Raw genomic sequence first — 19,333 nt, 5'->3', positions numbered from 1 at the left:
AGGAGTAACGACCTGCCAGGGAGGACGGGAAAGCCGTCCACATCGGGCGAAGGGGGCCAGGTGATTCGGACATCACGATGCTGGGAGGTATGCGTAATGCAGAGCGCCGAAGCGGTACTTGATGTCCTGCGTGAACGCGGCAGGCGGAGCCTGCCGTGCAATGAACTGTATCGGCAGCTGTTCAACCCGAACCTGTATCTACTGGCCTACGGACGCATCTACGCCAACCAGGGCGCGATGACACCCGGGGCCTGCGGGGAAACCGCGGACGGCATGTCTGAAGCGAAAATCGGACGCATTATCGAAGCGATACGCCACGAGCGTTACCGCTTCCGCCCGGTACGGCGCGTCCACATCCCGAAATCCAACGGGAAGACACGCCCGCTCGGCCTGCCGTCCTGGTCGGACAAACTCGTCGGTGAAGTGATCCGCCTCCTGCTGGAGGCGTATTACGAGCCACGGTTCTCCGGCCGCTCCCACGGTTTCCGTCCCGGCCGGGGCTGCCACACGGCACTGTCCGAAGTGGCACACAACTGGACCGGAACCACCTGGTTCATCGAAGGAGACATCTCCGACTGCTTCGGCACACTCGACCACGAGGTCCTGCTGACGATCCTGTCGGAGAAAATCCGCGACAACCGGTTCCTCCGCCTCATCCACCAGATGCTGAAGGCGGGATACCTGGAAGACTGGAAATGGCATGCCACCCTGTCGGGCTCCCCGCAAGGCGGCATCCTTTCCCCTCTCCTGTCCAACATCTACATGGACCGGCTGGACACATTCGTCGAGACAGTTCTCATTCCGGAATACACCCGAGGGACAACCCGGCGAAAGAATCCGGCTTACAGGAAGCTGGAAAACATGATCTGGGCTGCCCGGCAGCGACTCGCAAGAAGAAAGGAACCCACCGAGTCCACCCAGGTCCGCCAATGGCGTAAAGAGCTGCGCCGCCACCCGGTCGGCGATCCACACGATCCGGGCTACCGGCGACTGCACTACATCCGCTATGCCGACGATCACCTCCTCGGGTTCATCGGACCCAAGGCCGAAGCCGAGACGATCAAAAAGCGCCTGGCCACATTCCTGCGCGACGAACTCAAGCCGGAACTGAACCAGAACAAGACGCTGATCACCCACGGCCGTACCCAAGCGGCCCGCTTTCTCGGCTACGAGATCACCGTCCAGCACGCCGATACCAAAGTCTCCCGAGGAGGCCGCATCAACCGCGGCCTGCGCTCCATCAACGGGAAGATCCGGCTCTGCGTGCCCAACGATGTGATCAAGGCCAAATGCGCCCCGTTCCTCCGGCGCGGAAAACCCGCGCACCTGCCCCAGCTGACGAACTGCACACCCTTCGAGATCGTCAGCATCTACGGAGCCCAGTACCGGGGCATCGTTCAGTACTACCTGCCGGCCGGCGACGTTCTGGAAACTCGACCGGCTCAAGGGGGTCATGCTGACCTCCATGCTCAAGACCCTGGCCGCCAGGCACCGGTCACGGGTGACCACGATGGCCAACAAGTACAAAACGGCTGTCCGGACACCCGTCGGACCACGCAGGTGCTTCGAGGCCAGGATCGAACGCGAGGGCAGGAAGCCACTGATCGCACGGTTCGGTGGCATTCCCCTGATCCGGCAGCGGAAGGCCGTGATCGACGACCTTCCGCCCACCCAGTTCACCCCCCGCAGCCGTCCACGCGGAAGCCAGCTCATCGACCGGCTCCGCAAGGGATGGTGCGAACTCTGCGGCAGGCGAACCGAAGTGCAAGTCCACCAGGTCCGCCACCTCGCAGAACTCCAGGCGCGGAAAGAACAGCCCGCGTGGATGCAGCTGATGGTCAAGAAACGGCGCAGAACCCTCGTGGTCTGCGCACCCTGCCACGAAGGCATCCATGCATAGCCGGGACCAGGATCAGAATCACGCAGTAATCACTGGAGAGCCCGCTGCACCGAAACGGTGCACGGCGGGTTCGGGCCGGGGGCCACTGGAAAAGGGCCTGCAACACAGCAGGAACCTCGCCAGTGGCCTACCGGTACTGGTCCACGGGGATGGGCCCGTCACCGTCACGCTGTACCACCGGCCCGGTCGCCTGGTGATCGATGTCCTCGACGCCAATCCCTCGGCCTCGCAGAGGAGTTGTGCCCGAGCCGACGCCGAGAGTGGGCGCGGCCTGGCACTGGTCGAGCTTCTCGCTTCGCGGTGTGCCTGGGAGCCTGCCGGCCATGGGGAAGCGCGTATGGGCGGAGATCGCGCTTCCCCAGGCGGCGCCCGCCATCCGAGCAGCCGTACTGCGCAGGTTGTTCGCGCTACGGCCGAAGCACGTCGTGGTAGCCGAGCCTGAGTCGCTGAACCTGGCAGTCGTGTGATGGGACGGCACGCCTTACGAGCGAATCCGCTTCCTGATCCCGACGTGGTCTTCCGGCCCACCCGCCGCGACATCGACCCCGTCACCAGGGAGCCCACTGACTACGCGCTATGGGACTGCCACGAATGGCAGGCATGCGGCAAGTGCTGGCTGTGGTGCGGACGTGACGACGTCGAGGTGACGTGGATCGGGCCCGTCCGGTCGAGCGGCATGCACGCGGCCCTCTACGCCTGCCGTGCCTGTCTGTACGAACTGGACCAGCGCGTTCTGGAGATCAACATGCGCGAGGACGCCGACGGTCTGCCGATTCACCGCTGACCTGCCCTGTCCCTGGCGCTGGGCTGCAGCTCATCGCGCGCCCAATGACCGCTGCCCCACGGCAACCCCTTCCTCCCACGGCCGCGGGGCGGCCATCGACCTCCCGTCGGAATCCCAGCGGGAGAACCGAAGGAAGGAGCACGAGGTGACAGAGCCCACGACACCGCCTCCGGCCCGGAGCAGCCTCCTGGTGGCTGTGAAAGAGCTGACCGCCGTCCACGACCGCTACGACAGCCTCCGGTCGGACAACCAGGGCAGTTCCGGCGACGCGCCGTGGCCGGGTGGCGACGGCAACCTGCACGACAGCGAGTAGGCACCAAGCGGTGAGGGCCGGCGTGGTCGGCCGCGTCGGCCCTCACCGTGTCCGCATCAGTGGCCGAACCCATGGAGGACGCACGATGGAACATCGGTTGATCAGCGCTATCGAGGCAGCGCTCGGCTGGAGTGGAGCCGAGGAACTCGGCACGGGCTTCGTACGCGGGAGCATGAACGATCCCGCACTCGTCTCCCGCATCATGACCCCGAACCGCCTGCTCGACATCGCGATGCGCAGGAGCCTGAACCGCCCGCAGTTCCGGTGCTTCCAGAAGGGCGAGGAGGTCCATCCGGCCATCTACTACACCGACAGCGTCAGCCCCCGCGGCCAGAGCATCTCCATGGTCAACATGCGCAGCCTGGGCAGGCTCCTGGGCGAAGGCGCGACGGTGATCATGGACCAGGCCAACGTCTTCGACCCGACGATGGAGGTCGCCTGCCGGGCCCTGCAATGGTGGTCCCGCGAGCGAGTCCAGGTCAACGCGTACCTGACGACGAACGACGCCTCCGGCTTCCCCCTGCACTGGGACGACCACGATGTCGTCATCGTCCAGCTCGCAGGAGAGAAGGAGTGGGAGGTCCGCGCCACCTCCCGCGCGGTCCCGATGTACCGGGACGCCGACCCCAACAGCACTCCGAGCGACGAGATCATCTGGTCCGGTCTGATGCGGACCGGCGACGTCATGCACATCCCCCGGGGCCACTGGCACCAGGCGACACGAACCGGCAGCGGCTCCGGCAAGAGCCTTCACGTCACGTTCGGCATCACCAAGCGCACAGGGGCGAGCTGGCTCGCGTGGCTGGCCGACTGGTGCCGCGAACGCGAGGTCTTCCGCCACGACCTCGACCGCTGGCAGGGAACCGGCACCGACGCCCTGACCGAGGCCGCAACCCAACTGGTCAGCGAGCGCCCGCCGGCCGACTTCCTGGACGCATACGAGCAGGCGACGACCCTGCCTCGGCACGTGCCGTTCCTCGACATACTCGGGCTGCTCGACGCCGTGGTGTGCACCACCCATTTCCCGCCCCAGCTTCAAGAGCGCGGAGAGACCGTCGACATCGTGGCCTCGGGAAAGAAGCTCACCCTCGCGGCCAAGGCCCTGCCCGCCCTACGTCTGCTGCTCAGCGGCAAGCCGGTCGCGCTGGAACAGGCCGCGGCCATCGCCGGGGCCGAGGTGGCGGAGGTCGCCGAGATCCTGGTGAAGGAGGAGCTGTGCGCGGTACTGACCCGCGAGTTGTCCTCGGGCTACACCGGTCTCGTCACGAACGCCGGCTCCTGACCGGGGTGCTCGACCTCGGCGTCACAGCACTCGACACCAGCACCAACTACCTCGGCTTCTGCTCGCATCAGGTCCTCGCGCAGACGGCCGGCGACCTGCTGCCCAAGTTCACCGTCTCCACGAAGGTGGGCTACTTTCCGGGACCGGGCGGGACGGAGCATTCCTTGGACCCCGTACGGCTGCACGCGGCCGTGGAACAGGCGGCCGGGGACCTAGGTCGTGTCTGATAATTGGTCTTGTGGTGGGTCGTGGTGAGCTGACGGATGTGGCGTGGGAGCGGATAGCGCCGCTGTTGCCGGGTGTTGACGGGCGGGGGCGTCCGTGGCGGGATCATCGGCAGGTGATCAACGGGGTGTTGTGGCGGTTGCGGACGGGTGGTCCGTGGCGTGACCTGCCAGAGCGCTTCGGGCCGTGGCAGACGGTCTATGAACGGTTCGCCCGCTGGGAGGCGGACGGGACCTGGGCGCGCCTGCTCGAAGAGGTCCAGGTCCGCGACGACTCGGTCGGGGCCGTGGAATGGACGGTCTCGGTCGACTCCACGATCAGTCGGGCCCACCAGCATGCAGCCGGCGCCCGCAAAAAGGGGCGTCGGCGGGGGACGAACTGGAAGATCCGGAACGCGAGGCGGATCGTCAGGCGCTCGGTCGGTCCCGCGGTGGGCTGACCACCAAGGTTCACCTCGCCTGCGACGGCCGGGGCCTGCCTCTGGCCGTCCTCGTCACACCCGGCAACGTCAACGACTCGACAGCCTTCGAGGCGGTCCTGGACGCGGTGAGAGTGCCCCGGACCGGCGTCGGGCGGCCGCGTCGCAGACCCGACGCGGTCATCGCCGACAAGGCGTATTCGTCACGGGCGATCCGCCGGACGCTGCGTCGCCGGGGCATCCGGGCGGTGATCCCGGAAAGGGCTGACCAGAAGGCCAACCGGATGCGGCGCGGCCGGGCCGGCGGCAGGCCACCGGCCTTCGACCGTGGTCTCTACAAAGCTCGCAACGTCGTCGAACGCTGCTTCAACCGGCTCAAGCAGTTCCGGGCCATCGCGACCCGCTTCGACAAACTCGCCGCCCGCTACCGGGCCGGACTCCACCTCGCAGCACTCATCCTCTGGCTCCGCGAACCGCGCCAAGACCATTTGTCAGACACCCCCTAGGGCAGGAGCCGGATCTGGTGTTCCTGCACAACCCGGAACACTCGCTCCGCGAGGCCGCCCCTCATGGCCAGGAGGTGCTGGCAGAAGCATGCGCTGCCCTCGATGACGCCAAGAGCAAGGGCCTGTGCGCCGCCTGGGACATCGCGTCCTGAGATCCATCACCCCTGGTAGGACTGATCAGCCCGGCCGTACCGAGGCCAGCGACCCTCATGGTCCGCGCCGGCTTGCTCGTCGGAGTCAGAACGCTGGACGCCACGGACGCCCTCATCAAGGCGTCGGACCTGGGCCCCAGCGAGGCATGGGGCATGAGCCCCTTCGGCGGCAGCACCAGCGACTCGGTGTGGGCCAAGATCGACCCCCGTGTCTTCCTCGGTGACAGCCGCCAACTCTCGCGTGTGCAGGCGGCGTTCATAGCCGCCTATCACCTGCCGAGGGTCGGCACTATGGTGGCGGGCACTGATGCGCCCGCCCATCTCGGCGAACTCGTCGGCGCCCTGGTCGGTGAGGTCGAGGAACGAACAGTCCAGGAGTACCGGAGTCTTCTGCGAGACCGTTCACACGATCAGCCGGCCTGAAGCTCCTTGATGACCTGCTCGGCCATGCGCCGGGCAGGTTCCAGCCGAGGGTCTTCCGGGTGCGCGTACGGCCCGAGGATCTTCGAACAGGCAAACAGCGTCATCACCTTGCCGTCCCGGCTCTCAAAGTCCGACCGGCGCTCGTGCCATACCCGATCGGCCAGAGCCGGGACAGCAAGGGAACTCGCCCACAACGAGGCCGCATCCAGCCCCCCGCGGCGCGTTACCCCAGTCCTCCCAGTCGAAGAGACTGAACACCGGAGCAGTCATGTTGGCCCAGTTCAGATCCGTGTGGGCCGGCACCCACCGCTCGATGGCCGTATCGAAATCGCCGGAGAAAACACCGCGGACGGACTCGGTGACCAGGGCCTGGGTGATGGTCTCGGTGTCCGGTGTGGCGACCCGCCTTGTGCTCTGGGTCGCCAGCGCGTCCAACGACGCGTTCAATGCCCCCCACCAGTCATCCGGCAGCTCCGGGGCTTCACTCAGGATGGCGCTTCCGACAGGAGCCCCTGGCAGGAGCTCGGTTTCGTCGGCTCGCCACATCACCGGCGCGTCCGTGGCCCGCCAGACCACACATCCGTGCCATTCGGGCTGGGCGATGTCCTTCAGGTGGGCAGCACTTTCAGTCCCGTTCCAGCCCTGGTCGGAGATCTTGTCGAGCAGGCGCCGCTCGATCCGTACCCAAGTGTCGCGGTCTGTTCTGGCCCCCACGGACCGGCGCTTGCGCACCATCGTGTCCGGGAGCAGCCCCACTCGGAGAGACCGCTCGACGCGATCAAGAACCTCGTCAACCGGCTGTACGCGTAGGTCGACAGCCTGACCCGTGGAGACCGAGAGCGTCATGGACGCGACCGTAGCAGCGGTGGGGTGAGAGGTGCCCGTTGCCGAGGTATGGGCGGTACCGCCAGCCACTGCAGATCCTGACTGAATGGCCCCCGCCGTCGTCCTGCCGTATCTGAGCTCCGCCCAGGCCGCGGACCGCCTCGCTCTCCACGAGAGCTGACCGCCGCGCATTAGGCTGCGAGATGTGCAGCGCCTCTTCGTTCTCTTCGACCTCGACAACACCCTCGTGGACCGAAAGGGAGCACTTGCCGACTGGGTCGCCGAGTTCGCCACTCGGCACGGTCTGGAAGACGAGGAGCAGTCCCACGTCCTGGACATGGTGGCTGACCAGGCCTATCCGTCAACCTTCGACATGATCCGCACCCGCTATCGGCTGCCTATCTCGACCACGGAATTGTGGCGCGCGTATTGCACCAATATCGGGGCCTTGGTGTCGGCCAGGCCGAGGTTCTCGACGGCTTGGACGAGCTGCGTGCGGTCGGCCGGCGGGTGGGAGTGGCGACCAACGGTGCAGTGGAAATCCAACGCACCAAGCTGCAGGCCACCTGGATCGCCGAGCGCGTGGACGGCGTCTTCATCTCCGATGAGGCCGACACGCGTAAACCGCAGATCCGGTACTTCGCCTTGGCGGCGGCCCGCTGTGGCGCCGTGCCGGGCGACGGCGGCTGGATGGTCGGTGACAACCCCGTAAACGACATCGGCGGCGGACGCTCCGCGGGGCTGAGCACCATCTGGATCGGCAACGACCGTTCCTGGCCGATGGAAGATTCCGGGCCGGACCACACGGTGCCGCATGCACGTGCTGCCATCGACCTGCTGCTTCAGCACTCCGCAGGCAACACGAGGACCACGACATGAAGCACACCATCGGGCTGTTGCACCCCGGCAGCATGGGATCAGCCTTCGGCGCCCAACTGCGCGCCCGCGGCCACATCGTCCTGTGGTGTCCTGACGGACGCAGCGACGCAACCCGCCGCCGGGCCGAGCATGCGGGCCTCGAAGCCGAGGCGCTGCCAGAGCTCATCTCCCGCTCCGACGTGCTGCTCTCTCTATGCCCTCCTGCTGCAGCGGAGGAGACTGCTGCTCAGGTGGCCGGGCTCGGTGTGGTCGGCGTGGGCGCGATCTACGTTGAAGCCAACGCCGTCTCGCCTTCGCGCGTGCAGCGCATCGCTGACCGTCTGACCCCGATGCCGGTCGTCGACGCCGCCGTGGTCGGATCGCCTCCGGTGGGCGGCAAGTACCCCACTCTCTATCTGTCCGGCCCTGGTAAACAGCCCGACCTGATCGCTGAACTCTTTGTCGGCACCGATGTGCGGTCTCACGTCCTGGGCGACAGCATCGGGAAAGCCTCCGCACTCAAGCTCGCGTACTCCAGCTACCAGAAGGTCTCCCGCGTGCTGGCCGCTGTCGCGTATGGGGCGGCGGACTCGTACGGTGTCGCGGACGAGCTGCTGGAGATCGCGGCCAAGCGCACCCGCAGCTACCTCGTGGAGACCGACTACATCCCCAAGTCCGCCGCCCGCGCCTGGCGTTGGGGCCCGGAGCTTGAGGACGCGGCGGCTCTGCTCAGTGATGTCGGGTTGCCCGACGAACTCATGCGCGCCGCTGCCGCCGCACTCGCCCGATGGGACGGCAGCAGAGACGAGCGCCTGGGCATCGCCGAGGCGCTGGAAGCCTTGCGCGTCGAAGGCGACCTGAACAGCCCGAGTTGAGCGGCGAGCGTGCGTCAGTTCGCTACCCTCCTGGCCGTCAGGAACGAGGTGATGTGGCGCAGACGATGTCGTCGATCCTTTGCGCGGCCTCACGAGGCGCCGTCACATCCGTGTCCACGCGCAACTCCCAGTGAGCCTGCGGATGACTCACGAGATCGGCCCGTGTGGCGTCCCACGCGGCCAGCCGAGCCGCCGTGTCCGTGTCCCCCCGCTGCGGTGAGCGCCGGGCGGTGGTCTCCTTGGAGCACCACAGCAGGACGCGCACCCATTGTGCCGGGAAGAGGGCGGTCACCTGCTCCATCCCCGCAATCTGGCCGAGGTGGACGACGGGAGTCCTTCTGCCCTCCATGGCCTGGTCGAGGCCGGGGCGGTCGACGACGTAGACGTTGCCATACCGGTCGTTGCGGTAGATGACGTCGCCGCGTGCTTCCTGGGCGGCCAGCTGCTCCGGTGTGGCCATTCGGTAGCCCTGGGTCTTCCCGGTCCCGATCTTCATACGGGTGAACGGCACGTAACGTTCGTCGAGTTCGGTCAGTGCTGCCGTGATCGTGTCCTTGCCCGCCGCTGGCGGCCCGTACAGCAGGATGCCTCGCCTCACTGGAACACCGTGCCGAAGACTTGGCGCACCTGGTCCGTGAGGGATACCGTAGCGCCGAGCCGGTTGTCGACGACCAAGTGCGGTACTACGGGCCGTAGTTCGAGGTCGATCCCGGCGGCGTACGTGTCCCAGTTCTGGAGCTTCCAGCTGTCCCGGGCGGCGGACCGGAAGGTGATGTACTCGTGCATCGTGTCGAGGTCGCACTGGATCCAGACGACGGCCACGGTGACGCCGCGCGCTTCGCAGCGATTGATCAGGCGGCCCATCCACCGAGGGTCGGTGGACTCGGAGATGGACGGTGCGCTCAGGACCGTGCTGATCGAGCAGTCGATATTCGCGTACGCGGTCTCCAGCAGGCACTGGTATTCCAGCGGGCGAACCTTCTCCCGGTAGAGGTCGGTGTGCCGGTCGTTGGGGTCACTGCCCATTTCTATTAGAAGGCGCTCGACGAGGCGACGCGTGATCGGATCCTTGTCGAGAACCGGCCAACCAGTGAGCTGGGATATGAAGCGGGCGAACTCCGACTTCCCGCTGCTGGCGTAGCCGCCGACCATCAGCAGTGTCGGTTTGTTCGGGTCGCCGCCGGTGTGACGGCGCTTCCAGGCGTCAAGGATTGGCTGCTGTACCCCTTGCCCGTCGGTTTCCTCCGTACCCGGCGATAGCTGGAGCAACGCGCGCTCCACCGCCAGCACGTGGGCCCCGTTGTGCGGTTCGCTCGACGCAGTGAACTTGAGCTTCCTGGCCTCGTCGGGCAGGGCATTACGGAAGCCGAGTTCGGGCTCGGTCGCGCGCTACAACAGGCAGTACGCGCGGCGGTAGTGCGGTCCGGGATAGATCTCGCCCTGCTCGTGCTGCCACAGCGTCCGGAAGTTGGCGGCCGGCACCGCGAGTCCGGCGGCCCGGGCCACCTCACGTAGCTGCTCGCCCGCGCCCTCCAGCGTCAGGCCGTGGGCTTCGCGTTGCTGCCTCAACCTGTCCGGGCGCCAGCCCGGCCGACTCTTCCCCACCGCGTCTACCGCCTGCCCATCTCTGGTCATGATCCGGAGCCTAGCCTCGATCGTTCATGAGTCCTCGTCGGTTCGCTGACGGGGGCTCTGTGGTTGTGAGGTGCGGGGTTTCGTGTGGTGGGGGCAGGTTGGCGGTCCGGCTGTCGCGTCGGGTGGGCGTCGGGTTCCACGGCTCCGGGATGTTGCGATGGCTCGTCGGGGCGGTCGGAGTTGCTGGTCAGCCGGGGTTCGGTAGGGCTGTGAGTCGCTGGATCGCTCGGGTGATCACATGGGTCCATGGCCATTGGGCGGTGAAGCGGAGCCGGCGGCGGCGGCCGGTGGTGACCAGCTGGGTGGCGGTGGAGAACAGCCGCAGGCGAAGCCGTTTGGGTTCCCAGCGGCGGGTTTCTGCGGTCATGGCGAGCATCGGCATCCAGGCGAGGAGGTCGAGTGCGAGGGAGACGATCTCCAGCCAGATCCGGTTCTGGGCGGTGTCGTGCAGGGGCAGATTGCGCAGGCCGGTGTCGCGGGCGTTCCGGATGCGGTCCTCGCAGCGGGCCCGGCGGCGGTGACGTAGTTCCAGGTCGGCGAGCTGGCCGCCTTGGGTGTTGGTCGCGAAACAGGTGAGCCGTAGTCCGTCGAGGTCGGTGAATGTCAACTGGGCTCCGGGGTGTGGCCGTTCCTTGCGGACGATCAGCCGCATGCCCTTGGGCCAGGTGGTCAGGTCGGGTATGTCGGTGATCTCCGCGACCCAGGCGCCGGGCCGCTCGGTGCCGCCGGAGTCGTAGGCCGGTGTCCATGCCTTCTTCGGGATCTTCAAGACGGCCTGATGGATGGCTTCGGTGATGGTCATTCCGACGGAATAGGACAGCCACCGGCCCGGCCTGGTGAGCCAGTCGAGGAAGGCATGGGTCCCGCCTGCGGAGTCGGTGCGGATCAGTGTCTTCCGGCCCCGTCGCAGATGCTTGGGAAGTTGGGCCAGGGCGAGTTGGGCTGTCTGAATGTGGTCGCTCGCGGTGTTGGATCCCGCGTTGCCGGGCCGCAGCAGGGCGGCCACCGGCTCTCCGGAGCCGGCCTGGCCGTGGTCGACGAACGCGACGAGCGGATGATGGCCAAAGGTCTTCTTCCAGGTCGCAGTGGCGTCCTGCTTCTCGGAGTGCGCAAGGACGAGCACGCCGTCGATGTCCACAGTTACCAATCCGTCGGCGGCCGGAGCATTCGCCCCGGCCAGTGCCCAGACCCGCGAGCGTGCTTCGGCCCGCGCCGTGCGGATCGCGGTGAGTGCCTTCGGTCCGGCTGCGGCGAGGGCGTCGATGAGCCGGGAGACCGTGGGGTCGGATGCCACCGGGCCGAAGACGGCCGGTTCGGCCCGCAGCATGGCGACATCGGCGAGGCAGTCCCCGCCCAAGGCCGTAGCGAGTGCGACATCCAGCAGGATCTTGCCCGGGTCGTGGACCGCCCGTGGCTTGCGCCAGGGCGCCAGCGTCGTCGATATCGCTGTATCCAGACCGGACTTGCGGACCGTCTCGGCCAGCAGTACCGCCCCGGCCTGCGAGACCGTCCCACGTCCACCGCCCTCGACGCGGACACGCGGGTACAACCCGATACGCTTACTCACCTGGAGAGTGCTCCTTCCCGTGCAGCTAACAGGACCCTAGACAAGTCCCATCGTTGCAGGTCAGGAGCACTCTCTGCTTATTTGATCAAGCATCGGACAACCCACCTCGCGAAAGCGCGAGGCTAAGAGCGCTGGGTTTCGCCAGGCCCCCAGGTGTCTCCCTTGCGGATGTTGCAGATCCAATGGACTGCCTGCAGATTCTCGGCCGTATGCGCCCCACCCTCAGCAACAGGCTTGACGTGGTCGAGGGTGGAGGACCACAGGTCGGGCCATTCGACGGCAGGATTCATCGGGCGCTGACACAACTGACAGACCCATTGGTCGCGTTCGTAGATGTCAAACGGGTCCACTTGATCAGCACCTGCGTTGAGAGCGCCGTAGCCGCGCATGCGGGCCTGGTAGCTGTTGCGGGCCCGAGTGGAGCGCCGCTGCTTTTCGGAGCGGGCGGTGTACGCCGGGGTCCAGAGGATGGGCGTCGGCTCGGCGACGCAGACCCAGGCTTCCCAGTCATAAGTCTTCCCGTCCTCGTCCACGTCGCGGAAGACTTCGTTCTGCCAGTACCACCACTGCCCGTCGTCCCCCTCAAACAACGTCTGCTGGACCATGGGGTGCTCCTGGCCGGGCACTTTGGTCCACCAGAGGACCCGATCCGTGTACGCGAGGAGTGCGCCGGTCTGCTGGTGGATCGCGACCATCGGCTCGGCGTCGGGTTCGGAGTTGGCACGCACCAGGGCGACGAGATCGACGGCCCCCAGGGAGGTGGCGGTGGCATACATCGTGATGGAGCCGTGCCGCTCAATGACATCGCCCTCGATGGGGCTCAACCCGTAGAACTCATAGGGGAAGTCGTCGCCGGCCGTCCTGGTGCCGAAGACCTGCGGTTCCCGTGCCGCCCCGAACCGAGCGCGCTGGTCGGCACCGGCGGAGGACCGGTCACCTCGATCCGGGATGGCGGCCAAGTCGATTTCACCCTTCGCGATCCGCGCCTTCGTGCGCCGTTTGAGAGTGGTGTTGCATCGACCTGAGCAGACATGCCGATCACGGTGCTCCCAGTGCGCGCTCTTTGGCACGGGCTCGCCGCAGATCCGGCAAGGTTCGCCGCCCGTGGCACGTTCCGCAGCCGCAAGGATTGGGTTCCAGTAAGGATCACCAGGAACCTTGCGGGTCCTGGCGAGGTCGGGCACCGGAGGTGCCCCCGGCGTGAGCGTCTGCTTCGGGCGCCGCACCTTCGGCGCGTCCTTCGGGCGTTCGACCCGCTGCCTCTTCGCAGCCGAGGTGCGACAAGGATCGGAGCAGTACTTCTGGCTGCGCGGGCGCCAATACTCCATCACCGTGCCGCAGACCGCGCACGGGCGCCCCCTTTGCTCGGAGGCGCTGTTGTCGGCGTCGTTGGTGCTGCCGAAGCCGTAGTCCACAGGCTGTCCTCGGGCCGAGTAGGCGACTGGAGTTTGCGCACGCGCAGGTACGAGCGGACGCATAGGAGGCGTGCCCCATGCCGGGCGATCGTCCGCTGGGAGAAGCCCACCAAGATCTTCTCCCAGATTGCTCCCAAACGATCTCCAGGAACGAGTCAGGGGCCCGATCCGCCATGCGGATCGGGCCCCTGACCTGGTACTTCTCTGTCGGGGTGGCGGGATTTGAACCCACGACCTCTTCGTCCCGAACGAAGCGCGCTACCAAGCTGCGCCACACCCCGATTGTCGCTGCTCGTCGCGGCGACGTCGTTTACTTTAGCCCACCGGTGGCCGGAGGCGAAATCCGGTTTACCAGCGGCGGCGGACCAGGTTCGGGCGGATGTGGTCCAGGGCTACCAGGAGGGCAGCGAGGGCGTAGAGGGCCAGGCCGATCAGCAGGGCGTTGCCCAGGACGCCCCGGAAGCCGTGCTGGTCCACGTCCAGGAAGGGGTAGAGATAGCGGTCCTGGCTGCCGGGCAGGAGCAGCTCGCCGCGGGCCAGGGAGAAGGCCAGGTAGGCCAGGGGGAAGAGCAGCCACGTGGTGGTGTGGCGCAGGTGCAGACGGCCGGGGGCGGTGAGGAGGAGCCAGTCCAGGGCCGCGGCGACGGGGACCGCCGTGTGCAGGATCCCGGTCGCGGTGCCCTGCCAGCCCGCGCCGGTTTCCGACGCCGCGGCGAACGGGCTCGCCGCGTTGGCCAGGAGCAGGTGGTGCACGAGGCCGGCCGCGACGGCGTAGAACAGGGCCGCGCCCGTCAGGGCCCCCGGCAGGGGGTTGTGCGCGGACCAGGCACAGCGGGCGGAGGCGAGCGTCACCAGCGCCAGCAGGATGCCGCTCTGGACCGTGAAGTGGCTCAGGGTTCTCGTGAGCGGACCGCCCGCCAACAGCTCGATCGTCACGCCCGTCAGTGCCAGCAGCGCGGTGAGGAGGCGGAAGACCGCGACCAGGGGACGGCGTACGGGGGGCAGGACCGCCGTCGCCGGGACGGGGGAGGGCAGCAGGCTGGGCCGAACCGGGAGTGCGGGGATGTCCGGGAGGTCCCTGGGTATCGGGGCTGTCATGGCCCCAAGGTAGGTATGGCGGATATGTCGAGCTATGTGGGTGGGCCGTGTGGGTTACGCGGCCCGGATCAGGCCGGATCATCCCATCCCGGTCCAGGCCAAGGTCCAATCCAGGTGCAATCCAGGTCCCGGTCCAGGTCAGACCATCCCGGTCCGGTTCGGCCGGCCAGTCGGCCAATCCCATCCCGCCGCCCCGCCCCGCCCCGCGAGCCCACCGCCGCCCTCCACCCGCCCCGCCCCATCCCCAGCCACCTCAGCTCCGGAAGGCTCACCCCGCCTCAGCCTCCCAAGCTCACCCGGGCCCCCGCCCACCCCCACCCCGCAAACCGCCCCTACCCCTCCCGCCCCACCAGCGTCAGCAACGTCACCTCCGGCGGGCAAGCGAAACGTACCGGTGTGTACCGGTTCGTACCGCAGCCCGCCGACACGTGGAGGTGGGCCGTACGCCCCTCCGACGTGTGTGTGGACAGGCCCTTCACGCGCCCCGTGTCCAGGTCGCAGTTGGTGACCAGGGCGCCGTAGAAGGGGATGCACAGCTGCCCGCCATGGGTGTGGCCGGCGAGCAGCAGCGGGTAGCCGTCCGCCGTGAAGGCGTCCAGGACGCGCAGGTACGGCGCGTGGACCACGCCCATCGAGAAGTCCGCCGTGTCCGACGGGCCGCCCGCCACCTGCGCGTACCGGTCCCGCTTGATGTGCGGGTCGTCCAGTCCCGTCAGCTCGACGGACACGCCCTCGATCTTGAGCGTGCCCCGCGTGTTCGTGAGGTTCTGCCAGCCCGCGGCGTCGAAGCCGTCCCGGAGGTCTTCCCAGGGGTTGTGGACGACGCCGACGGCGGGCGCGTTGCCGTTCAGGCCGTGGCGGCCCTGGGCCTTCTCCATCAGGTACCGGGCGGGGTTGCGGAGCTTGGGGCCGTAGTAGTCGTTGGAGCCGAAGACATAGGCGCCCGGGAACTCCATCAGGGGGCCCAGGGCGTCCAGGACCTCCGGGACGCCCTCCGGGTCGGACAGGTTGTCGCCGGTGTTGATCACGAAGTCGGGACGCAGACCGGCCAGCGAGCGCAGCCAGCGCTGCTTCTTGCGCTGGCCGCCGACCATGTGGATGTCGGAGACCTGGAGTACGCGCAGCGGACGCATCCCGGCGGGCAGGACGGGGACCGTCACCCGTCGCAGGCGGAACGAGCGGGCCTCGAACCCCGCCGCGTAGACCAGACCGGCGGCGCCAACCGCCGTGATTCCCAGGGGTACTCCGTATCGCGCGCGCATACGTCCATCGTCTCAGAATCGGTGGCGGGGGGCCGACCGCGTGCGGTCCGGCCGGGCTCCCGCAAATCCCCGGGCGCCGGTCCTCGCGCACCTGCGACAATCGGACCCATGACCACGCTCAAGTCGAAGCTGCACGACGACCTCAACTCCGCGATCAAGGAGCGCGACGAGCTGCGCTCCGCCACCCTCCGGCTGACGCTCGCCGCGATCACCAAGGAGGAGGTCGCCGGGAAGGAGAAGCGGGAGCTGTCCGACGACGAGGTGCAGAAGGTGATCACCCGCGAGGCGAAGAAGCGCCGCGAGGCCGCCGAGGCCTTCGCGCAGGGCGGCCGCCCCGAGCAGGCCGAGCGGGAGAAGGCGGAGGGCGAGGTGCTCGCCGCCTACCTGCCGAAGCAGCTGTCCGACGACGAGCTGAACACCATCGTCGCGCAGGCCGTCGAGGAGGCGAAGGCGGCCGGTGCCGAGGGGCCGCGCGCCATGGGCGCCGTCATGAAGATCGTGAACCCGAAGGTGGCCGGGCAGGCCGAGGGCGGCCGGGTCGCCGCCGCGGTCAAGAAGCTGCTGGCCGGCTGACGGCACCGCCGGCGTGAGCAACGGGTGAGGGCGTTCTCCACAGACTGTGGAGAACGCCCTCACCCGTTGCGGAAGACTCGGGCCGCCGCGGCTCGTCAGCGGCGTCCGCCGGGACCGTTGCCCGCGCCCTGGATGAGGTTGCCGAAGCGGCCGCCCGAGTTGCCGTTGTCCCTGCCGCCGTTGTCCGAACCGTCGTCGCCGTCCCCGTCCCCGTCGCCGTCCGAGCCGCCGTTGCCGGTGCCGCCGTCGATCAGGCCGCCGATGACGCCCTCGTCGCCGTTGCTCCCGTCGTCCCGGCCCTTGTCCTCGCCGCGGCCCTTGTCCCCACCTTTGTCGCCCCTGTCCTTCTCGGGGTCCGGGATGTCGACGAGGTTGAAGGACGGGGTGTCCTTGCCCGACAGGGCGCCCGTCATGGCGTCCTTCCAGATGGGGCCGGGGACCGCGCCGCCGAAGACGAGCGGGTGGTAGACGCCGCCGATCGTGATGTTCTTCATCTCGACCTTCTGGGTGGCGCTGCCGACCCAGACGGCGCCCGACATGTTCGGCGTGTAGCCGACGAACCAGGCGTTCTTCCGCTCGTCGGTCGTACCCGTCTTACCGGCGTTGTCGCGGTCGCTCAGACCGGCCTCCGTACCCGTACCGGAGTCGACCACACCGCGCAGCAGCGTGTTCACGGTGTCCGCGGTCTTCTCCTCGATGGCACGCGAGCACGTCGACTGCGGCACCTTGAGCGACTTCTGCTTGTTGCCGACCTTCTGCGTGATCGACTCGATCGCGACCGGCGTGCAGTACATGCCGCGCGAGGCGAAGGTCGCGTACGCGCTCGCCATCGTCAGGGGCGACATGCCGACCGAACCGAGAGCCAGCGCGGACGGGTTCTGCGGCAGCTTGTCGCCGTTGCCCTGGTGGACGTGGAGCTTGTCCGCCATGGTGGACACCGGGCACAGTCCGATGTCGGAGAGCATCTGCACGAAGTAGGTGTTGACCGACTTGGCCATCGCCTCCTTCAGCCGGTACGGGCCGACCTCCGACTCGTTCTCGTTCTCCACGCGGTAGTCCTGGTCGTTGATCCAGGGCTTGTCACAGGTCTGGATGGGGCTCGGGTAGTCCATGTCGTACGGCGACGAGTACTCCTTGGTCGCCGGTACGTTCTCCTCCAGGGCCGCGGCCGCCAGGAAGGGCTTGAACGTCGAACCCGTCGGGAAGCCGTAGTTGGAGCCGCCGTAGGCCGCGTCGACCGAGTAGTTGTACTCGGTCTCGTTCTTGCCGTAGCCGTACGGCTTGGACTGGCCCATGCCGACGATCTTGCCGGTGCCCGGTTCGACCATGGTGACCGCCGCGGCCACCGAGTCCGCCTTGTAGACGTGGTTCTTCAGGGACTCCTGCACCGACTCCTGGGCCTGCGGGTCGAGCGTCGTACGGATCGTCAGGCCGCCCTGGTTCCAGATCTTGGCCCGGTCGGCGCGGGTCTTGCCGAAGACCGAGTCGTTCAGGAACACCTCGCGCACGTAGTCGCAGAAGAAGGCGGCGTCCTTCGCGGCCGTGATGCACCCGTTCTTGGGCTGGCTGACCTTCAGCCCGAGCGGTGCCTTCTGCGCCTCGGCCGCCTCCGCCCGCGAGATGTCGCCCACCTCGGCCATGCGCTGGAGGACGACATTGCGCCGCTTGGTGGCCTCGGCCTCGTCGTTGACCGGGTCGTACCGGGTGGGCGACTGGACGATGCCGGCCAGGAGGGCGGCCTCCTGGACGTTGAGGTCCTTGGCGGACTTGGAGAAGTAGCGCTGGGCGGCCGCCTCCACGCCGTAGGCCTGCTGGCCGAAGAACGTGATGTTCAGATAGTTCTCGAGGATCTTCTTCTTGCCCAGCTCCTCCTCGACCTGGATGGCGAGCTTCAGCTCCTGGATCTTGCGGCCGATGGTCTGCTGGGTGGCCTGGGCGACCTTCGTCGGGTCGTCGCCGGCCTCCTCCACGAAGACGTTCTTGACGTACTGCTGCGTGAGCGTGGAGGCGCCCTCGGAGACCCCGCCGCTGCGCGCGTTCTTGTTGACCGCGCGCAGCACGCCCTTGAGGTCGACCGCGCCGTGTTCGTAGAACCGGGAGTCCTCGATCGCGACGAGCGCCTTCTGCATGTACGGCGAGATGTCCTTCAGCGGGACCACCGTGCGGTCGCGCGAGTACACCGTGGCGATGGTGCCGCCGTCGGCGTCGAGGATGGCGGTGCGCTGGCTCAGCGGGGGAGTCTTCAGGCTGGCCGGGAGCGCGTCGAAGCTCTCCACCGACCCCTTGGCGGCCAGCCCCAGCGCGCCCACCGCGGGCAGTGCGAGACCGGCCAGCACTGCTCCCGCGAGCACACTGACACCGAGGAACTTGGCGGCCTGCTGCGTTGGCGACAGACCACCGCCCGAGCGCTTCTTTGGCATGGAGGCAGCCTACGTTCTCATTCGCCGGACACGCGTATAGGCCTTGGCCTAAGCTGCACTCAACTGTCACAGCAGTGAGGTCACGTATCAATACGTCCGGCGACCCCGAATCGTTCCGGATCCGCTCGAATTTTTTCCGAGGGGCCTCGCTGGGGGGCGTGTTGGTGTGCACCGGCGCGTGCCACGGCGTGTGGGATACGTGTCCGAATCCGCCTTGTGTGTCAATCGGTGTCCGTTGTGGCGCAATGGAGATGACCTGATTGCCGGGATCATCACGCATGTCGCCAGCTCACTCCCCCGGGTGATCTGCCGCTTACCCATAGTCCGTTCGGGCCATTCAAGATTGGGCCCGAAGGGGGTGTTGCGCTGTGCCCGCCTTCCGTAACGTCCTCAACTGGCGGCGGTGAATATGCCGCTGCCGCCGTGGGGGAGCCTCGATTCGGGAGAGGACGGCGCCGGTATGGGCTGGGTAACCGACTGGAGTGCGCAGGCCGCCTGCCGCACTACCGATCCGGACGAACTGTTCGTTCAGGGAGCAGCGCAGAACAGGGCCAAGGCGGTGTGCACCGGATGTCCGGTGCGTACCGAGTGCCTGGCCGACGCGCTCGACAACCGCGTCGAGTTCGGCGTGTGGGGAGGCATGACGGAGCGGGAGCGCCGCGCACTGCTGCGCCGACGGCCCACCGTGACCTCCTGGCGCAGGCTGCTGGAGACGGCGCGGACGGAGTACGAACGAGGGGTCGGCATCGTGCCTCTCGACGACGAAGAGGTCTACGAGAACTACGCGGCCGTGGGCTGAGCC

18 protein-coding genes, 1 tRNA gene and 3 pseudogenes are annotated in these 19,333 nt (G+C 67.6%); 12 read left to right on the top strand and 10 right to left on the bottom strand.

From position 1 onward, the window contains the following. Window positions 1-96 precede the first annotated feature (96 nt). The 8 genes and pseudogenes from AC4IHM_RS15170 to AC4IHM_RS15135 all read left to right on the top strand — a co-directional run bounded on the left by AC4IHM_RS15170 (window position 97) and on the right by AC4IHM_RS15135 (window position 6,003). Window positions 97-1,900: pseudogene (locus AC4IHM_RS15170) on the top strand (reverse transcriptase/maturase family protein). Window positions 1,901-2,366: 466 nt separating this feature from the next. Then, window positions 2,367-2,684, top strand: a complete 318-nt coding sequence (locus AC4IHM_RS15165) for a hypothetical protein (RefSeq protein WP_490867562.1) — start codon at window positions 2,367-2,369, stop codon at window positions 2,682-2,684. A 145-nt stretch (window positions 2,685-2,829) separates the two neighbouring features. Further along, window positions 2,830-2,997: a hypothetical protein gene (locus AC4IHM_RS15160; RefSeq protein WP_217458995.1), complete on the top strand. Its 168-nt coding sequence runs from the start codon at window positions 2,830-2,832 to the stop codon at window positions 2,995-2,997. Window positions 2,998-3,082: 85 nt separating this feature from the next. Then, on the top strand, window positions 3,083-4,279 hold the full coding sequence (locus AC4IHM_RS15155) for a JmjC domain-containing protein (RefSeq protein WP_490867561.1): 1,197 nt from the start codon (window positions 3,083-3,085) through the stop codon (window positions 4,277-4,279). After that, a pseudogene (locus tag AC4IHM_RS15150) lies at window positions 4,213-4,500 on the top strand (aldo/keto reductase); the annotation flags it as partial. The gene AC4IHM_RS15155 and the pseudogene AC4IHM_RS15150, both read left to right, overlap by 67 nt. A gap of 20 nt (window positions 4,501-4,520) precedes the next feature. Beyond that, window positions 4,521-5,428, top strand: a protein-coding gene (locus tag AC4IHM_RS15145) for an IS5 family transposase (protein ID WP_490870743.1) whose coding sequence is annotated in 2 segments (ribosomal slippage) — window positions 4,521-4,866 and window positions 4,866-5,428 — 909 coding nt in all. Because the reading frame shifts where the segments join, the coding sequence is not laid out codon by codon here. Window positions 5,429-5,445: 17 nt separating this feature from the next. Then, on the top strand, window positions 5,446-5,580 hold the full coding sequence (locus tag AC4IHM_RS15140) for a hypothetical protein (protein WP_490867560.1): 135 nt from the start codon (window positions 5,446-5,448) through the stop codon (window positions 5,578-5,580). Between the two features lie 72 nt (window positions 5,581-5,652). Beyond that, a complete protein-coding gene (locus tag AC4IHM_RS15135; protein WP_490867559.1) occupies window positions 5,653-6,003 on the top strand; it encodes a hypothetical protein in 351 nt (116 codons plus the stop codon). On the opposite strand, the pseudogene AC4IHM_RS15130 reads toward AC4IHM_RS15135, so the two are convergent. Continuing rightward, window positions 5,991-6,849: pseudogene (locus AC4IHM_RS15130) on the bottom strand (hypothetical protein). The gene AC4IHM_RS15135 and the pseudogene AC4IHM_RS15130 sit on opposite strands and share 13 nt — an antisense overlap. 396 nt (window positions 6,850-7,245) lie before the next feature. On the opposite strand from AC4IHM_RS15130, the gene AC4IHM_RS15125 reads away from it, so the two are divergent. Both AC4IHM_RS15125 and AC4IHM_RS15120 read left to right on the top strand, forming a co-directional pair. Further along, on the top strand, window positions 7,246-7,707 hold the full coding sequence (locus tag AC4IHM_RS15125) for an HAD family hydrolase (protein ID WP_490867558.1): 462 nt from the start codon (window positions 7,246-7,248) through the stop codon (window positions 7,705-7,707). After that, window positions 7,704-8,561, top strand: coding sequence for a DUF1932 domain-containing protein (locus AC4IHM_RS15120; RefSeq protein WP_490867557.1), 858 nt, complete (start codon window positions 7,704-7,706; stop codon window positions 8,559-8,561). Before AC4IHM_RS15125 ends, AC4IHM_RS15120 begins: the two co-directional genes overlap by 4 nt. Before the next feature lie 37 nt (window positions 8,562-8,598). Here the strand turns inward: AC4IHM_RS15120 and AC4IHM_RS15115 are convergent, their stop codons facing one another. From AC4IHM_RS15115 to AC4IHM_RS15080, 8 genes are all read right to left on the bottom strand, one after another. Then, complete coding sequence (locus tag AC4IHM_RS15115; protein WP_490867556.1) at window positions 8,599-9,159, bottom strand: phosphotransferase-like protein; 561 nt, start codon at window positions 9,157-9,159, stop codon at window positions 8,599-8,601. Beyond that, window positions 9,156-9,851, bottom strand: coding sequence for a P-loop nucleotide/nucleoside kinase family protein (locus AC4IHM_RS15110; RefSeq protein ID WP_490867555.1), 696 nt, complete (start codon window positions 9,849-9,851; stop codon window positions 9,156-9,158). The genes AC4IHM_RS15115 and AC4IHM_RS15110 overlap by 4 nt, the downstream gene beginning before the upstream one ends. A gap of 99 nt (window positions 9,852-9,950) precedes the next feature. Beyond that, window positions 9,951-10,196 carry a hypothetical protein gene (locus AC4IHM_RS15105; protein ID WP_490867554.1) on the bottom strand — a complete coding sequence of 82 codons (246 nt, stop codon included), beginning with the start codon at window positions 10,194-10,196 and terminating at the stop codon, window positions 9,951-9,953. Between the two features lie 187 nt (window positions 10,197-10,383). Continuing rightward, window positions 10,384-11,763 (bottom strand): IS1380 family transposase, encoded by a 1,380-nt coding sequence (locus tag AC4IHM_RS15100; RefSeq protein ID WP_490867553.1) that lies wholly within the window; start codon window positions 11,761-11,763, stop codon window positions 10,384-10,386. 122 nt (window positions 11,764-11,885) lie between these two features. Then, entirely contained in the window at window positions 11,886-13,178 is a 1,293-nt protein-coding gene (locus AC4IHM_RS15095; protein ID WP_490867552.1) for an HNH endonuclease, read from the bottom strand. Window positions 13,179-13,385: 207 nt separating this feature from the next. Then, window positions 13,386-13,459: transfer RNA gene (locus tag AC4IHM_RS15090), tRNA-Pro, on the bottom strand. Window positions 13,460-13,526: 67 nt separating this feature from the next. After that, window positions 13,527-14,276: a Pr6Pr family membrane protein gene (locus tag AC4IHM_RS15085; RefSeq protein ID WP_490867551.1), complete on the bottom strand. Its 750-nt coding sequence runs from the start codon at window positions 14,274-14,276 to the stop codon at window positions 13,527-13,529. Between the two features lie 332 nt (window positions 14,277-14,608). Beyond that, on the bottom strand, window positions 14,609-15,538 hold the full coding sequence (locus AC4IHM_RS15080; RefSeq protein ID WP_490867550.1) for a metallophosphoesterase: 930 nt from the start codon (window positions 15,536-15,538) through the stop codon (window positions 14,609-14,611). Window positions 15,539-15,646: 108 nt separating this feature from the next. On the opposite strand from AC4IHM_RS15080, the gene AC4IHM_RS15075 reads away from it, so the two are divergent. Then, window positions 15,647-16,111, top strand: a complete 465-nt coding sequence (locus AC4IHM_RS15075; protein WP_490867549.1) for a GatB/YqeY domain-containing protein — start codon at window positions 15,647-15,649, stop codon at window positions 16,109-16,111. 95 nt (window positions 16,112-16,206) lie between these two features. Here the strand turns inward: AC4IHM_RS15075 and AC4IHM_RS15070 are convergent, their stop codons facing one another. Then, window positions 16,207-18,531 carry a transglycosylase domain-containing protein gene (locus AC4IHM_RS15070; protein WP_490867548.1) on the bottom strand — a complete coding sequence of 775 codons (2,325 nt, stop codon included), beginning with the start codon at window positions 18,529-18,531 and terminating at the stop codon, window positions 16,207-16,209. A gap of 460 nt (window positions 18,532-18,991) precedes the next feature. Here AC4IHM_RS15070 and wblA point away from each other — a divergent pair, with 460 nt between their 5' ends. Beyond that, window positions 18,992-19,330 (top strand): transcriptional regulator WblA, encoded by a 339-nt coding sequence (gene wblA / locus AC4IHM_RS15065; protein ID WP_192342007.1) that lies wholly within the window; start codon window positions 18,992-18,994, stop codon window positions 19,328-19,330. The last annotated feature ends 3 nt before the right edge of the window (window positions 19,331-19,333 follow it).

Source organism: Streptomyces sp. SL06 (genome assembly GCF_058244745.1).
Note: the sequence above shows the minus strand (reverse complement) of the source record. Positions and strands in the feature narration are given on the sequence as shown.

Excerpts from the sequence above, each read along its gene's own strand:
- AC4IHM_RS15165 (WP_490867562.1), top strand. The coding sequence starts at position 2,367 with ATGGGACGGCACGCCTTACGAGCGAATCCGCTTCCTGATCCCGACGTG.
- AC4IHM_RS15155 (WP_490867561.1), top strand. The coding sequence starts at position 3,083 with ATGGAACATCGGTTGATCAGCGCTATCGAGGCAGCGCTCGGCTGGAGT.
- AC4IHM_RS15120 (WP_490867557.1), top strand. The coding sequence starts at position 7,704 with ATGAAGCACACCATCGGGCTGTTGCACCCCGGCAGCATGGGATCAGCC.
- AC4IHM_RS15105 (WP_490867554.1), bottom strand. The coding sequence starts at position 10,196 with ATGACCAGAGATGGGCAGGCGGTAGACGCGGTGGGGAAGAGTCGGCCG.
- AC4IHM_RS15085 (WP_490867551.1), bottom strand. The coding sequence starts at position 14,276 with ATGACAGCCCCGATACCCAGGGACCTCCCGGACATCCCCGCACTCCCG.
- AC4IHM_RS15080 (WP_490867550.1), bottom strand. The coding sequence starts at position 15,538 with ATGCGCGCGCGATACGGAGTACCCCTGGGAATCACGGCGGTTGGCGCC.
- AC4IHM_RS15075 (WP_490867549.1), top strand. The coding sequence starts at position 15,647 with ATGACCACGCTCAAGTCGAAGCTGCACGACGACCTCAACTCCGCGATC.
- AC4IHM_RS15070 (WP_490867548.1), bottom strand. The coding sequence starts at position 18,531 with ATGCCAAAGAAGCGCTCGGGCGGTGGTCTGTCGCCAACGCAGCAGGCC.
- wblA (WP_192342007.1), top strand. The coding sequence starts at position 18,992 with ATGGGCTGGGTAACCGACTGGAGTGCGCAGGCCGCCTGCCGCACTACC.